This window comes from Streptomyces sp. NPDC002176, assembly GCF_044903645.1.
Taxonomy (GTDB): Bacteria; Actinomycetota; Actinomycetes; order Streptomycetales; family Streptomycetaceae; genus Streptomyces.
Window position 1 is genome coordinate 1 of sequence record NZ_JBJDQW010000006.1, and the last position, 15,030, is coordinate 15,030.

14 protein-coding genes are annotated in these 15,030 nt (G+C 71.3%); 5 read left to right on the forward strand and 9 right to left on the reverse strand.

Translation table 11 applies throughout. The features are described 5' to 3' along the window. Nucleotides 1-113 precede the first annotated feature (113 nt). The gene (locus tag ACI2LY_RS25530) at nt 114-662 is read right to left on the reverse strand and encodes a cysteine hydrolase family protein (protein ID WP_393914272.1); all 549 of its coding nucleotides are present in this window, start codon (nt 660-662) and stop codon (nt 114-116) included. A gap of 98 nt (nt 663-760) precedes the next feature. Here ACI2LY_RS25530 and ACI2LY_RS25535 point away from each other — a divergent pair, with 98 nt between their 5' ends. Continuing rightward, entirely contained in the window at nt 761-1,246 is a 486-nt protein-coding gene (locus ACI2LY_RS25535) for a GNAT family N-acetyltransferase (protein WP_404709191.1), read from the forward strand. Here the strand turns inward: ACI2LY_RS25535 and ACI2LY_RS25540 are convergent. The 7 genes from ACI2LY_RS25540 to ACI2LY_RS25570 all read right to left on the reverse strand — a co-directional run bounded on the left by ACI2LY_RS25540 (nt 1,235) and on the right by ACI2LY_RS25570 (nt 9,155). Next, entirely contained in the window at nt 1,235-2,692 is a 1,458-nt protein-coding gene (locus ACI2LY_RS25540) for a type VI secretion protein (protein WP_404709192.1), read from the reverse strand. The two genes, ACI2LY_RS25535 and ACI2LY_RS25540, sit on opposite strands and share 12 nt — an antisense overlap. An 11-nt stretch (nt 2,693-2,703) precedes the next feature. Continuing rightward, complete coding sequence (locus tag ACI2LY_RS25545; protein WP_393914269.1) at nt 2,704-4,113, reverse strand: ATP-binding protein; 1,410 nt, start codon at nt 4,111-4,113, stop codon at nt 2,704-2,706. Nucleotides 4,114-4,122: 9 nt separating this feature from the next. Continuing rightward, nucleotides 4,123-5,682 (reverse strand): SCO6880 family protein, encoded by a 1,560-nt coding sequence (locus ACI2LY_RS25550; protein ID WP_404709193.1) that lies wholly within the window; start codon nt 5,680-5,682, stop codon nt 4,123-4,125. Beyond that, complete coding sequence (locus ACI2LY_RS25555; protein ID WP_404709194.1) at nt 5,679-7,016, reverse strand: hypothetical protein; 1,338 nt, start codon at nt 7,014-7,016, stop codon at nt 5,679-5,681. The genes ACI2LY_RS25550 and ACI2LY_RS25555 overlap by 4 nt, the downstream gene beginning before the upstream one ends. After that, nucleotides 7,006-7,827, reverse strand: a complete 822-nt coding sequence (locus ACI2LY_RS25560) for a hypothetical protein (RefSeq protein WP_404709195.1) — start codon at nt 7,825-7,827, stop codon at nt 7,006-7,008. The genes ACI2LY_RS25555 and ACI2LY_RS25560 overlap by 11 nt, the downstream gene beginning before the upstream one ends. Nucleotides 7,828-7,938: 111 nt before the next feature. Beyond that, complete coding sequence (locus ACI2LY_RS25565; RefSeq protein ID WP_356777353.1) at nt 7,939-8,247, reverse strand: hypothetical protein; 309 nt, start codon at nt 8,245-8,247, stop codon at nt 7,939-7,941. A gap of 299 nt (nt 8,248-8,546) precedes the next feature. Continuing rightward, nucleotides 8,547-9,155 carry a TetR/AcrR family transcriptional regulator gene (locus tag ACI2LY_RS25570; RefSeq protein WP_404709196.1) on the reverse strand — a complete coding sequence of 203 codons (609 nt, stop codon included), beginning with the start codon at nt 9,153-9,155 and terminating at the stop codon, nt 8,547-8,549. A 98-nt stretch (nt 9,156-9,253) separates the two neighbouring features. Between ACI2LY_RS25570 and ACI2LY_RS25575 the strand changes: the two genes are divergently transcribed. The 4 genes from ACI2LY_RS25575 (at nt 9,254) to ACI2LY_RS25590 (ending at nt 13,170) form a co-directional block, all read left to right on the forward strand. Continuing rightward, nucleotides 9,254-10,195: an oxidoreductase gene (locus tag ACI2LY_RS25575; RefSeq protein ID WP_404709197.1), complete on the forward strand. Its 942-nt coding sequence runs from the start codon at nt 9,254-9,256 to the stop codon at nt 10,193-10,195. A gap of 144 nt (nt 10,196-10,339) precedes the next feature. Then, nucleotides 10,340-11,107 (forward strand): trypsin-like serine peptidase, encoded by a 768-nt coding sequence (locus ACI2LY_RS25580; protein WP_404709198.1) that lies wholly within the window; start codon nt 10,340-10,342, stop codon nt 11,105-11,107. 184 nt (nt 11,108-11,291) lie between these two features. Next, complete coding sequence (locus tag ACI2LY_RS25585; RefSeq protein WP_389005428.1) at nt 11,292-12,236, forward strand: NlpC/P60 family protein; 945 nt, start codon at nt 11,292-11,294, stop codon at nt 12,234-12,236. Between the two features lie 229 nt (nt 12,237-12,465). Next, nucleotides 12,466-13,170 (forward strand): phosphatase PAP2 family protein, encoded by a 705-nt coding sequence (locus tag ACI2LY_RS25590; RefSeq protein WP_393914262.1) that lies wholly within the window; start codon nt 12,466-12,468, stop codon nt 13,168-13,170. Between the two features lie 61 nt (nt 13,171-13,231). On the opposite strand, the gene ACI2LY_RS25595 is transcribed toward ACI2LY_RS25590, so the two are convergent. Further along, complete coding sequence (locus ACI2LY_RS25595; RefSeq protein ID WP_404709199.1) at nt 13,232-14,788, reverse strand: FAD-binding oxidoreductase; 1,557 nt, start codon at nt 14,786-14,788, stop codon at nt 13,232-13,234. Between the last annotated feature and the right edge of the window lie 242 nt (nt 14,789-15,030).

Consider the following 15,030-nt stretch of genomic DNA (forward strand, 5'->3'; position numbering starts at 1 on the left):
ACTGCAGGGGGGACCCTGTGGGAGAGTAGGACGCCGCCGAACAATTTTTAGGGAAACCCCCGCACCATTTGGTGCGGGGGTTTTCTGCGTTCCGGGCCCGAAAGGTAAGGGAACTAGAAGACCACCTCGGTCGTATTCACGGTTCCGCCCTTGCGGCCGGGGGCATGCTGGCCGCCCCAGTACAAGTTGGTGTGGGCGATCACCAGCTCCGGGGTCGGAGCGCCGTATGCGCTGAGATCCTCCGTGGTGTGTGCGTCGGCGACGAGAAGCGCGTCGTAGCCGCGGACCAGGGCTCCCTGGAGCGTGGAGCGGACGCAGAAGTCGGTCTGTGCGCCCGTGACGACGAGCCGGCCCACGCGGTGCTCGGCCAAGACGGACTCCAGGTCGGTGTCTTCGAAGGAGTCTCGGTAGCTCTTGTGCACGAGGGGCTCGTCCTCGCGGCGCTGCAGCTCGGGGACGAATTCCCAGCCGGCGCTGTCCCGCCACAATTCGTCGTCATTGTGCTGTACCCAGATCACCGGCACGTCCTCCGCGCGGGCCTTATCGATGAGGGTGTTGATGCGGGCGATGACGCCGTCGCGGTCGTGGTTGTCGGCCACCACGTCGTTCTGGACGTCGATGACGAGCAGCGCTGTGCGGTCACGGTCGGGGAAAATTGTCATGGGGGTCACTGTACGGGCGTATTACCGTGGGCGGCATGGGAGTTGATGGTGGTCAGGGGTATGTGGTCCGGTCTGTGCGCGCGGAGGAGTGGGGGGATGTGAAGCGGTTGCGGCTCGACGCGTTGCGGGACCCTGTCGCGCATCTCGCGTTTCTGGAGACGTATGAGGACGCCGCTGTTCGGCCGGATTCGTTCTGGCAGGAGCGGGCCGCCCGGAAGCCCGGGGTGCGGCAGTTCGTGGCTGAGGCGCCCGGTGGGGAGTGGGTCGGGTCGGTCACCGTGCTTCTGGAGGAGGCCGGGGGGAATGATTGGGCTGGGAACGCGGTCGAGCGGCAGCAAGGGCATGTCGTCGGGGTGTTCGTGCGGCCGGAGCACCGGGGGAACGGGCTGATCCAGGAGTTGCTGGACGCCGGTGTCGCGTGGGCGTGGGAGCAGGGGGCGGAGCGGGTGCGGCTCTTCGTGCACGCCGACAATCCGCGGGCTCAGGGGGCCTATCTGCGGGCCGGGTTCAAGCCGACCGGGCTGGTGTTGTCGTTCTCGAAGAACGAGGACGAGCGGGAGCTGGAGTTCGCGCTAGAGCGGTAGGTCGAGGTCCTCGTGGGGCCAGCGGGCGCGGGCCTGTTCGCGGGAGCGGAGCAGGGCCAGTGTGGGCAGGCCCTGGGCCGGGCCGGTGGTGAGCAGGTCGGGGAGCTGGGGGACGGGGGCTACCGCTGCCACGTCGTCCAGGATCAGGGTGAGTGGTGGGTCGAGCCGACCGGAGGATGACCGTTCGGCCATGCGCCGGCCGTGCTCGACCACGCTGGAGACGAGGGCCGTCAGCAGGGGCATCGCGCCCGGTCGTGTCCTGGGGTCCTCGATGGGTTCACCGACCACATAAAGCGTGCCCCCTTCGTGGACGAAGGAATCCAGGGCGAGCGTGTCGGTTCGGTGTGGGGTGCAGGATTCCCGGATGTTGACCGTGAGGAGCGCGGACAGCGCCCGGCTGGTCAACTCCTGCGCGATGTCCCGGCGTTCCGGATACGAGGTGAGGGCCGCCTCCAGCTCACCCGCCGAGCCGGGGGCCGCCTTGGGGTGGGTGCGCAGGGTGCGTACCGCGTCCTGGAGCTGGGTGCCCTGGGTCCAGCGGTGGACGTGGCGGATGGTGCGGCCGTCCAGTGCGGCGGCGTGCAGGTAGCTGCGCAGCAGGGTGGTGGCGGTGTCGGTGACGGCCTGGTCGATGCGGGCCGTGGGCCGGACGGGGGCGAGGAGTGCCGTGGCCCGGCTCAGGGCGGTGGCGCGGTCCTCGCAGCCCGCGGTGGGGGACCAGTGCAGGCGGGCCGGGGTGTCGCAGCGGTGGGTGGGGTCGTAGAGGAGGACGGGGCCGAGCTTGGCCCGCGCGTCCTTGGTCTCCTGCCACAGCGCCGGGTTCGAGGTGACGACCAGTGCGGGGCCGGGGGCGTCCTGGAGGGCCGCGGTGGCGGCGGCGTGGCGGGTCTCGGGGGTGGCGTAGCGCAGGGGGCCCTGGGGAGCCGGGACTTCGGGTGTGAGTTGTTCCACGATGGGCGCGGGTGGTGCCGTGGGGACCGGCTGCTCGGCGCGGGGCTCGGGAACCGTCTCCGGCGCCTTCTCCGGCACTTGTTCCGGCACAGGGGTCTCCGCGGGCCGCCCGTGCCTCCGTACCCGCCCCGCGCGCCAGCGGGCCACCGTGCCGAGGGCGAAGACGGTCAGGACGAGCAGGATCAGCAGCTGGCCGATGAACAGGCCCCAGAACAGGCCCCAGCCGGGGAGCTGGGCCGGTGGGGTGCCCGCCCAGGCGCCGGTGATGTCGTGCGGCTGGGCGACGAGGTGGCGTATGGCCAGCGGGGTGCGGGTGAAGGCGAGCGGGGTCGGCCAGGCGCCTCGGGCGAAGAGGGCGGCCAGGCCGGTCGCCGTCCAGACCAGCACCGTCATGCCCAGGAGGAAGCCGAGCAGGCCGACCAGCAGGCCGTCCGGGATGCCGCCGCTCTGGCCCGCGTGTCCGGTGTTCCGGCCGCCCCGCTCGTCCGTTCGCACTCTCTTCCTCCCTACGCCACCGTCGATTCGGAGTCGGCCACGTGCTGTTCCACGAAGGCCGCGGCCCGTTGCTCGGCCTCCAGCTCGGCGGCGCGCAGGGCGTCGTCGGCGAGGTCGTCGGAGGACTGGGTCATCGCGCGGTCGGTGAAGACCAGTGCGCGTTCCGTCTCGGTGACCAGGTGTTTGACCACCTGGACGTTGCCGTTGACGTCCCAGACCGCGATGCCGGGGGTGAGTGTCGGGATGATCTCGACGGCCCAGCGGGGTAGGCCGAGGACCCGGCCGGTGGCTCTGGCCTCGTCGGCCTTCTGGGCGTAGATGGTCCTGGTGGAGGCCATCTTGAGGATCGCGGCCGCCTCCTTCGCCGCCGCGCCGTCGACCACGTCGGAGAGGTGGTGGACGACGGCGACGAAGGACAGGCCGAGACGGCGGCCGAACTTCAGCAGCCGCTGGAACAGCTGGGCCACGAAGGGGCTGTTGATGATGTGCCAGGCTTCCTCGACCAGGAAGATGCGCTTCTTGCGGTCCGGCCTGATCCAGGTGTGTTCCAGCCACACACCGACGATCGCCATCAGGATGGGCATGGCGATGGAGTTGCGGTCGATGTGCGAGAGGTCGAAGACGATCAGCGGGGCGTCCAGGTCGATGCCGACCGTGGTGGGGCCGTCGAACATGCCGCGCAGGTCGCCGTCGACGAGCCGGTCGATGACCAGGGCGACGTCCAGGCCCCAGGCGCGTACGTCGTCTATGGCGACGTTCATCGCCTCGGCGGACTCCGGCTCGGGGTGGCGGAGCTGCTCGACGATGTCGGTCAGGACGGGCTGGCGGTCGACGATGGTCTCGTTGACGTAGGAGTGCGCGACCTTGAGGGCGAAGCCGGAGCGTTCGTCCAGGCCGTGGCCGAGCGCGACCTCGATGATCGTGCGGAGCAGCGCGAGCTGGCCCGTGGTGGTGATCGCGGGGTCGAGCGGGTTGAGCCGGATGCCGTGGTTGAGCGCGGCGGTCGGGTCGAGCCGGATGGGGGTTATCCCCAGCTCCTCCGCGATGAGGTTCCATTCGCCGACGCCGTCCTCGCCCTGGGCGTCCAGGACGACGACCTGACGGTCCTTGAAGCGGAGCTGGCGCAGGACGTACGTCTTCTCCAGCGCGGACTTGCCGTTGCCGGACTCGCCGAGGACCAGCCAGTGCGGGGCGGGGAGCTGCTGGCCGTACAGCTGGAAGGGGTCGTAGATGTAGCCCTTCCCGGAGTAGACCTCGCGGCCGATGATGACGCCGGAGTCGCCGAGGCCGGGTGCGGCCGTCGGCAGGTAGACCGCCTGGGCCTGCCCGGTGGAGGTGCGCACCGGGAGCCGGGTGGTCTCGACCTTCCCGAAGAGGAAGGACGTGAAGGCGTCGGTCAGGACGGACAGCGGATCTCGCATGGAGAGCCTCTACCTTCGGATGCCGGTGGCGAACGGGAGGGTGTTCACGAACGCGCGGTGGTGCTCGCGGTCGCACCACTCCAGCTTCAGGTACGACTTGCCCGCCGAGGCGCGGATGGTGCGCTTGTCGCGGTTGAGAGCCTCGGGGGAGCGCGCGGAGACGGTGATGTAGCCGACGAGGTTGACGCCCGCGGCTCCGCTGGCGAGGTCCTCGCCGCGCTGGTCGAGGCGGGAGTGGGCGGCGACGTCGCGCGGGTCGACGGTGCGGTTCATCTTGGCCGCGCGTGATGCCTCGGCCTCGTCGTTGGTCTTCTCCGTCAGCATGCGCTCGATGGCGACCTCGGTGGGTTCGAGGTCCATGGTGACGGCGACGGTGCGGATGACGTCCGGGGTGTGGACGAGGAGCGGGGCGAGGAAGTTGACGCCGACGGGAGTCATCGGCCACTCCTTCACCCAGGCGGTGGCGTGACACCAGGGGGCGCGGGTGGTGGACTCGCGGGTCTTGGCCTGGAGGTAGGTGGGCTCCATGGCGTTCAGCTCGGCGGGCCAGGCGTTGCGCTGGGTCATGGCCTGGATGTGGTCGATGGGGTGGTCCGGGTCGTACATGGAGTGGATCAGGGAGGAGAGGCGGCCCTGTCCGAGGGGCTGGCGGACCCGGATGTCGGCTTCCTGGAGGCGGGAGCAGATGTCGGTCAGCTCGCGGGCCATGACGATGGCGAGTCCGGCGTCGCGGTCGAGCTTGCGGCCTGCCTGGGGGCGGGCGGCGCGGGCCATGGCGTGGGCCTCGGCGGCCAGGTCGCGGTTGTAGCTCATGCAGGCGACGAGGTAGGCGCGGTGCTGCTCGCTGCTGGTGGAGACCATGGACTGGAGCTGGTCGTAGGAGTGCTGGAGCCACTCGGGGGAGCGGCCGTCGCCGCGCAGGACGACGTCCTTGGCGTGGGCGTCGGGGTCGGCGGGCAGCGTGCGGGCGAGCATCTGGATGCGGGTGACGAAGCCGTCGCCGTTGGCCACGTGCTTGAGGAGGGTGCCGAAGCGGTCGACGAGGGCTTCCTGGTCCTCGGAGTCCCGCAGGCCGACGCCGGGGCCCTCGATCTCGATGGCGGCGGTGACGGTCTTGCGGTCGGCGTGCAGCAGTACGGCGATCTCGTCGGGGCCGAAGGGGGCGGCGAGCCAGTTGATGCGGCCGATGCCGGGGGGCGGGCCGATCTCGACCTCGCGGCCGTCGAGCCGGATGCCGGACTCCATGACGGGGGAGCGGTAGACGGCCTCGCGCTTGACGGTGCGCTTGTAGGACCGGTTGATCTCGAACCACTTGTAGAAGGTGCGGCGCTTGTACGGCACGTAGACCGCGGCGACCGCGAGCATCGGGAAGCCGCTGAGGAGGGCGATGCGCAGGGGGAGGGCGGGGACGAGGAGGCCGCACATCATGCCGAGGAACGCGCCGACGACGATCAGGGCGATCTCGCCGGACTCGCGGTTGCGGCCGACGATCGCGTTGGGCCGGGCGCGGCCGATGAGATAGGTACGGCGGGGCGTGACCGGATGGGACAGGTGGGCCTCGGTCGTCAACGCCCTTCACCTCCAGAGCGGTTGGTGCTGCTGTTGCGGGTGTTGCCTGCGTGCGGGGTGTTGACCGGGCTGGGGGCGCGGGGTGCGGGGGCGGCGGCGGGGGCCGAGCCGCTCTGGGGGGTGCGGCCGCTGTGGGCGGCGACGCCGCCGGAGGCGGGGTTGGCGGGGCGGGGGGTGCTCGCGCTCTGTCCGCCGCCGCCCGCGTTGCTGTCGGCGCGGGTGCTGTGGGTCTTGATGCCCTGGGCGACGAGGGTGGCGGGGGAGCTGATGACGGCGGCGGCCTTGCCCTCGGCGCCCTGCATGATGCGGTTGTTGCGGGAGCCCGCGATCTCGTCGCCGAAGCCGGGGACGAAGCGGTAGATCATCGCGCTGGCGAAGATGGCGAGCAGGATGATGGAGAGGCCGGAGACGACGGCGCCGAAGGCGTCGGGGCCGCTGGCGCCGGAGAGGGCGCCCGCGAGGCCGAGGACGATGACGATGACCGGTTTGACCATGATGACGGCGATCATGATGCCCGCCCAGCGGCGGACGTGGCCCCACAGGTTCTTGTCGACGAGGCCCGCGTAGACGACGGTGCCGAGGAGGGCGCCGACGTAGAGCAGGGCGGCGCGGATGACGAGTTCGAGCCAGAGGACGCCTGCGGCGAGGATGCTGACCAGGGAGACGACGATCAGCATGATGGGGCCGCCGCCGATGTCGTCGCCCTTCTCCAGGGCGCCGGAGAAGGTGCCGAAGAAGGTGTCGGCCTGGTCGCCGGTGGCTTTCGCCAGGACGTCGGTGACGCCGTCCGCTGCGGAGACGACGGTGTAGAGGATCAGGGGGGTGAAGGCGGAGGCCAGCACCGTGAGCCAGAGGAAGCCGACGGCTTCGGAGATGGCGGTGGTGAGGGGGACGCCGCGTACCGCTCGCTTGGCCACGGCCAGGAGCCACAGGACGAGGGTGAGGATGGTCGAGGCGGCGAAGACCACCGCGTACTGCTGGAGGAACTTCTGGTTCGTGAAGTCGACGTTCGCGGTCTCCTTCACGGCGTCGCTCAGCTTCCCGATCGTCCACGACGCGGCGTCCGCGCAGCCCTTGGCCAGCGAGGCGAGGGGGTCGAGGGAGGAGGTGAGGGGGTTGTCGGTGGTGAGGCCCTTGCGGGGGGTGCCGCCGCCGTGGTTGTTCTGTTCGCAGTACTTCTTGGCGGGGCCGGCGATCAGCGCGCAGGGGTCCCCGCTCTTCGTGGGGGTCGGGCTGGGGGCAGCCATGACGTTCGCGGCGAAGAGCACGGTGGCGGTCTGAATCGCGGCGACCAAGCCGATGAGCTTGAGCGCGCGGTGCTGGCTACCGGGCATAGGTGAAGCCTCCGAACTCCTGGACCGCCTTGCTGATCTCATCGGCTCCGGACACCGGGTTGTCACCGGTGACCGGGGTGGGGCCGGTCCGCTGGCTGGAACCGAGGACCTTCCAGTCGTTGTCGCTCCAGCGAAGCTTCAGCGTCACGGTGAACCAACTGCTCGTCACCGGGTTCGTCGAGCTGTCCCCGGCGAGGCCGAACATGCCGTTGCACCACACCTCGACGGTGGCGGCGCTGTCGCTGAACGAGGTGACCTTGGAGCCTGCGGGGAGCGTGCGGTTCACGAAGGTGCTGCCCGCGGGGGCGTTGCCCTCGTCGGTCAGTCCGACCTTCTTGAGGAAGGCAGCGGAGTAATCCGCGTCGAATCCGGACTGAAGTCGGCTGGCGGAGCTGGGGACGGCGATGGTCTGCACGATCGCGTGCCGTCGGGCGGTGTTGAACATGCCGTCAGACCCCAGTGCCACCGCATAGTTCGCCGCCGCGCTCTCCGCGCCCTGTTGGGTGTGGGGGAAGTGGGTGGGGATGCCGTTTTCGGTGGTGGGGACCGGGGTGGTGCCGGAGGCGGCGGTGGGGGCGGCTGGTTGGTGGGGGGCGCCGCCCTTGGCCGGGGTGTTCGGGGTGGAGGAGTTGTCGCGGTTGGCGAAGGCGATGGCTGCGATGAGGAGGACGACTACGCCGACGACGGTGATGAGGCTGCGGGAGGAGGAGCGGGGGGTGCGGCGGGGGGCGCCGCCGTAGGGGTCGCCGCCGGGGAGGTGGGTGCGGGTGTGCCCGGTGTCGGGGTAACCGTGCTCGCCTGAGGTGCTCATGCCGCGTCCGCCCTCTCCGCCTCGTGTTCATACGACGGTAGCCGGGCTGGCCCTCGCGCGGGCGCGGTGTGGTGACTGGACATCAGGGAAACGCAACCTCGAGCCTGGGCGTCAGACGGCCATGCCGTACACGATGGTGAACAGCGTGCCGAGGGAGCCGATGATGAAGACCCCGGTGAGGCCCGCGATGATGAGTCCCTTGCCCTGTTCCGCGCTGAAGGTGTCCCGCAGGGCGGTGGCGCCGATGCGCTGTTTGGCCGCGCCCCAGATGGCGATGCCGAGGCAGAGCAGGATGGCGACGGCCATCACCACCTCGATCATCACCTTCGCCTCGTTGCCCAGGCTGCCGAAAGGCCCCCAGTCCGGGGCGATTCCGCCGATGATGGTGTTGATGTCTCCCTTGTCGGCCGCAAAGAACATGTAAGTCACCGCCCCTGATGGGTAGTTGTGCCGCTCCTCTGCGGTGTGCAGAGGTTGGGACTCATTGTCGCCGACAACGTCGCCGTCGTATGTCGACTTGGCGGCATTCACAGGCGGGTCTCGTACATTTGGCGCGTACGGTCACTCTGTGTATCACGGCAGGTCACGCCGGGCAATGACGCGGGAGCGAAACCTGTGGTGTGGTTCCGTCGTTGGGCTCTTTTACGGCCCTTCGGCTTCCCGGCACGGTTTCTGACGGCCGGTCGGGTGAGGCGTCGAGACGATGTTCTCACGCCGGGTCAGCGCGGTTTGAGTCCGTGCAGCAGCAGGTGGACGTGGTCGTCAAGACCGGCCAGGGCCTCGTCGGCGTCCAGGGCGCAGCCCGCGATGAGGGCGGCGAGGCCGTGCAGGCTCGCGGCGGCGGCGAGGGTGATGCGCTCGGGGTCGCCCTGGACGATCTCGCCGCGTTCCTGGGCGTCCACGAAGGTGCGGGTGAGGGTGCCGAGCGATTGGTCGACGGCGGTGGCGAGCAGGTCGGAGCTGTCGGGGTCGTGCTTGCGCGCGAACATCAGCTCCAGCAGCTCGGGGTTGTCGACGGCGAACCCGAGGTAGGCGCGGGCGAGGGCGGTCATGCGCCGCTGGAGGTCCGCGTCGGGGTCGTCGGCGGTCGCGGCGGTGAGGGCCTGGTTCAGCCGCTGGTAGCCCGCGAGGGCGAGGGCGTCGAGGAGGGCCTGCTTGTCCTTGAAGTGGCGGCCGGGGGCGGCGTGGCTGACGCCGGTGGCGCGGGCCAGTTCGCGCAGGGAGAGGGCGGCGGCGCCCTTCTCGCGCAGGGTGCGTTCGGCGCTCTCCAGCAGGGCGGCGCGCAGGTCGCCGTGGTGGTACGGGCGGCTGGTGGAGATGCGCGGCATGCGGGTCATCGTATCCCGATGTTGTCGGCGCCAGCTTTGTTGGCGGTGGCTGCATTGTTGTCGTTGACAGCATTGTTGGCGTTGCCTACATTGAGGCCATGGCCGATACGAGCGAAGCGCGCGGTGCGCGCCAGTGGAACGTGGACCGTCTGCCCGATCTGAGCGGCCGTACGGCCGTGGTGACCGGCGCCAACAGCGGGATCGGCTTCATGGCCGCCGCCGCGCTGGCGCGGGCCGGGGCGCATGTGGTGTTCGCGGTGCGGGACCCGGCGCGCGGCGCCGCCGCCGCGGGACGGGTGAGCGGGAGCACCGAGGTGCGCCGCCTGGACCTGGCGGACCTGGACTCGGTGCGCGAGTTCGCCGAGGGGTGGGACCGGCCGCTGGACCTGCTGGTCAACAACGCGGGCGTGATGATGCTCCCCGAGGGGCGGACCGCGCAGGGCTTCGAGACCCAGTTCGGCACCAACCACCTCGGCCACTTCGCGCTGACCAACCTGCTGCTGCCGCACGTCACCGACCGCGTGGTGACCGTCTCGTCGGCCATGCACCGGTCCGGGGACGGCCGGATCAGCTTCGACGACGTCAACCTGCGCGGCCGCTACACCCCGACCCGCGCCTACGCCCAGTCCAAGCTGGCCAACCTCCTGTTCACCCTGGAGCTGCAGCGGCGCCTGGCCGAGGCGGGGTCCCCGGTGCGCGCCCTCGCCGCCCACCCCGGCTACGCGGCCACCAACCTCCAGAGCCATGCCGCCAGCCCGCTGGCCCGCCTCTTCATGGGCGTCGGCAACAAAGTGTTCGCCCAGGACGACAAGGGCGGCGCCCTGCCCACCCTGTACGCGGCGACCGAGGACCTGCCCGGCGCGTCCTACGTCGGCCCCGGCGGCCTCGGTGAGATGCGCGGCGCCCCCGCGCTGGTCGGCCGGAGCGCGGCGGCGAGCGATCCGGTGGCCGCCCGGCGGCTGTGGACGCTCTCCGAGGAGCTGACCGGGGTGGACTGGAGGCTCGGGGCGCCCGCGACCGGGGACGTTGACAGGGTGTGACCGCTGGGCGGGCGGAGTGTGACCGGCGCCGGTAGGTTGGACGGCACTCCGGTCTATGGCGGGTCGGTACGAGGAGCGGTTCACAGGAGATTCTCAGCGACGGCCGGGCAGGTTTCTCACCCTGGGGGGACAGAGTGAGGACTGATGAAGCGCAGCGCACGCAACCCGGTCACCTCGCGGCCCGCCCTGCTCGGCGCGGTGGTGATGCTCGCCCTGACCTCGGCGTCGGTCGCGGCCGCCGATGACGGGCGCGGCCCGCTCGAGGTGACCGTCACGGCGCCCGCCGACGCGCGGACCGCCCGGGTGGGCGCGCTGTTCGGCGTGGACCGTGCGGGGCGGCCGGAGCGCGCCCATTTCTGCACCGCCTCGGTCGTGCACAGCCCCGCCCACGATCTGCTCGTCACCGCCGCGCACTGCGTCACCCACACCACGGGCAGGCTGTTCTTCGCGCCGGGCTACCGGGACGGCCGGGCCCCTCATGGGATGTGGCCGGTGGGGGAGTGGGTGCTGCCCGAGGGGTGGACGGCGGACAAGGACGAGGACAGCGACGTGGCCTTCGCGCACGTCGGCGAGGTGGACGGCAGACGGGTCGAGGACGTGGTCGGCGGGAACCGGTTCGCCGCCGGGACCGCGCCCGGGGCGGGTGCCGTCACCCTCTTCGGCCTGCCGGACGCCCGTGAGACGCCGGTGATGTGCACCGACCGGCCGGTGGCGCGCGGCCGTACCCAGCAGCGGGTGCACTGCCCCGGCTTCACCGGCGGGACCAGCGGGAGCCCGTGGCTGAACGGGTCCGGGCAGGTGGTCGGGGTGCTCGGCGGACACCAGCGGGGCGGTTCGACGGCGGACGTCTCCTACAGCGTGGTGCTGGGGCGCGCGGCGGCCGCGCTGTACCGGACGGCGACCGGTACCTGACAGGGCGTCGGAACGGGCGTCAGAACAGGCGTCAGAACGGTCACGGATAGGCCGAATTGTTGGCCTGAGGGTCGGCCACGGGGGCAAAGCGGCCTTGAACCGGCCCTTTATGGGGGAGGGTTGACCCGTGCGCAAAGTATGGGTGGCCGGGGGCGCCGCGATCGGGCTCGGCCTGAGCTTCGTGATGCTGCTCGTCGTCGGGGTGTACATCGTCGCGGGCAACCTCGCGGGCGGGGTCGCCACCGGCGGTGTCGGGCTGGCCAAGGGGGCCGTCCCGGCGGCGTACCAGACGCTCGTGCAGAAGTGGGGCAATCTCTGTCCCGCCATCAACCCGGCCCTGCTGGCTGCCCAGTTGTACCAGGAGAGCGGGTTCAACCCCGGTGCGCGCAGTCCCGCGAAGGCGCAGGGGATAGCGCAGTTCATCCCCGGCACCTGGGCCACCCACGGGGTGGACGGGGACGGGGACGGCGACCGGGACGTGTGGGACCCGGCGGACGCGATCCCCTCGGCCGCCTCCTACGACTGCGAACTGGCCAAGTACGTCAAGGACGTTCCCGGTGACGCCTCGGCCAACATGCTCGCCTCCTACAACGCGGGCGCGTACGCGGTCATCCGGTACGGGGGCGTGCCGCCGTACCGGGAGACGCGGAACTACGTGAAGACGATCACGACGCTCGCCAAGAGCTTCGCCGCGCCGGTCACCCGCGTCGACCCCTCCCGGCAGGCCGCCGGGGCCATCGCCTACGCGCAGAGCAAGCTCGGCACCCCGTATCTGTGGGGCGGCACCGGTACGGCGGCGCAGAGCGGGCGGTTCGACTGCTCGGGGCTGACGCAGGCGTCGTACGACCAGGTCGGGATCAAGCTGCCGCGGGTGGCGAACGACCAGTACAACGCGGGACCGCACCCCGCGCGGAACGAACTGCTCCCCGGTGACCTGGTGTTCTTCTCGCACGATCCGAACGACTCGCGGGCCATCCACCACGTGGGCATCTACGTGGGCGGCGGCTACATGATCGACGCCCCGCGCACGGGTGCGGTGATCCGGTTCGACCCGATCGACGGGGGTGACTACTTCGGTGCCACCCGGGTCACCGAGGATGGCGCGAAAGCGCTGCCCACCCGGGTGTAGCGGAGCGTCAACCCACCCCCTGAGCTGCGGGTACGGGTATCTCTTCGATAACGTCTCAGTGATCATTCGGTGGAGGGTGGAACGTATCCACAGGTGCTGTGCGTTCCTGTTCACGTAGCCGAGCAGACGTCAGTGCGCCAGTGCAACGGAAGCGGATCTACGACCCACGGGGGGTTGGCGCGACGCACACTGGGTGCGTCCGGTAAGACGACGAAGGGGCCGCAGCACCATGGCTGTACTCGCCGAATCCGGATCGAACCCCGACGTCGAGCTGCTGTACGACATCAACGGTCTGGCGAAGGCCGCCCCGCACTGGTTCGACCGGGTCATGGAGTTCGTCGGTGAGTACGGGCTGCCGGTGGCCATGGTCCTGCTGGTCCTGGCGTGCTGGCTGACGGTCCGGCGCAAGGGCGGCCCGGACGCGGTGTCCTCGGTGACCGCGCTGGTCTGGGCGCCGCTCGCGGCGGCCGTCGCGGTGCTGGTGAACGTCCCCATCCGGGGCTTCGTGGAGCGGCCCCGCCCGTTCCTGGACCACCAGGGGCTCGACGTCCTGATCGCGGGCAAGAGCGACTACTCCTTCGTCAGCGACCACGCGACGATCACCATGGCGCTCGGCGTCGGCCTCTTCGTCGCCAACCGCCGGTTCGGCATCGCCGGGATCGCGCTCGCCCTGCTGGAGGGCTTCTGCCGGGTCTACATGGGGGTGCACTACCCGACCGACGTGATCGGCGGCTTCGCCCTCGGTACGGCGGTCGCGCTGCTGCTCTCCCCGCCCGCGACGGCGCTGCTCACCCCGCTGGTGCGGGCCATCGCCCGATCCCCGCGCGCGGGACGCCTGGTGAGTGCCCGTCCGGTGGGCGGGGAGCGCGGGGACGCGCTGTTCTCCGGCGGGCGCGAGCCTGCCGGGACCGGTGAGAAGGACCTGGCCGCTTAGGGGGCCCGAAGACTTACCGAGAAGGCCGCGGCGCTCACGGGTGCCGCGGCCTTCTCGTGTCTCACAGCCCCTGCGCGTACCCGAAGAAGCGGTCCGGGTCGTAGCGCTTCTTCACCTCGCCGAGCCGGGGGCCCGCGCTGCCGTAGTAGGCGCGGCGCCAGTCGGTCAGGGCGGCGTCGGTGTAGTTCTGGTAGGCGGCGCCCGAGGCGTGGGGGCGCATCGCGGTGTGTACGGAGTCCAGCCAGGAGCGGGCGGCCGAGCCGGAGGTGCCCGCGTCCCAGGAGGCGAGGTACTGGGCCAGCATCCGGGAGCGGCGGTGCACGAAGGCGGTCGCGGCGGGGGAGACCCGGTTGACGGCGCCGCCCAGCGCGGTGAGCGCCACACTGCCCGCGCCGCCGGACATCGCGCCGACCCGCTTCAGCAGGGTGTCCACGCCCGCGGCGGACAGCGAGCGGTCGAAGAAGTCGGAGCGGGCCGCGTAGGTCTCGCGGTGCAGGGCGCCGCGCGGGGAGCGGCCGGGGGCGGTGCCGGGCAGATGGCACTGGGCGTCGGTGGCGAAGGCGGAGCAGCCCGCGTAGATCTCCATCGCCTCCTCGTAGCCGTGGCGGCGCAGCGAGACGGCGGAGGCGTCGGCGCCCGCGCGGTGGGCGAGGCGGTCGACCGCGTTCTCCAGGTCGCTCCGGGAGCCCAGGGAGAAGCAGGAGACGGAGACGGTCGGGGTGCGGCCCCGGTCGCGTTCCAGGTGCAGGGCGGACCAGATCTCGTCCGGCTGGCCGGGCCCCCACTCCTGCCAGGCTTTCAGCACCGCCGCCGCCTTCGCCCAGGGCCAGCGCAGCGAGGCGGTGACGGCCTGCGGGGCGGGGTGGGTGGTGAAGCGCAGCTCGGTGACGACGCCGAAGTTGCCGTTGCCCGCGCCGCGCAGCGCCCAGAACAGGTCGGGGTTCTCCCTGGCGTCGGCGGTGAGGGTCCTGCCGTCCGCCGTGACCAGGGTGGCCTGGGTGAGGCTGTCGCAGGTGAGGCCGTAGGCGCGGGAGGCGACACCGTGGCCGCCGCCGAGCACCAGGCCGGATATCCCGACCGTCGGGCAGGAACCGGCCGGTATGGTCGCGCCCTTGGCGGCCAGCGTCCGGTACACGTCGATCAGCTTGGCCCCCGCGCCCACCACGGCGTGCCCGCCCGAGGCGCTGACCCGGTTCAGCGCGGACACGTCGAGGATCAGGCGGCCGTCGCCGGAGGAGTAACCGGCGTAGGAGTGGCCGCCGTTGCGGATCGCCACCTTGGTCCGGCGGGCACGGGCGTACGCCAGCAGGGTGCGGAGGTCGGCGGTGTGGGCCGGGTAGGCGACGGCGGCCGGGCGCAGGGTGTCGAAGCGGGTGTTGTAGAGGCGGCGGGCCGGGGTCCAGGAGGCGTCGCCGGGGCGGACCAGGGTGCCGTCGAGGTCGCGGGCGAGGGCGGTCCAGTCGGCGGCGGCCTTCACGGACGCCGTGGTCATGGTGGAGACCCCCGAGGCACGGGAGCCGGAAGGCCCCGGCCGGGCGGAGCCGTCGCCGCCCGGCGCGCATCCGGTGAGTGCGGTGAGGGCGGTGGCGCCGCCCGTGAGAAACGTCCGCCGGTCCATGTCGCTAGCCGTCCCCTCGCCCCTGTCGCCCTCGCGGTGCGCCTTCGAGGAGCCAGACGGTGCCCGGGGGGCCGGGGTTCCGGGCGGGGGCGAGAACGCGTCAGACGCGGGCGGGCGCCGCGACCTTCGTGTGTCCTGGCCGTGAGCGTTCCGTCACCTCACCGGGCCGACGGCAGGGGTTCACCCCTCGTTCACTTCGGGCCATCGGCGGCTTCACCTGTTCTGCCTAATTTCGGCCGTAG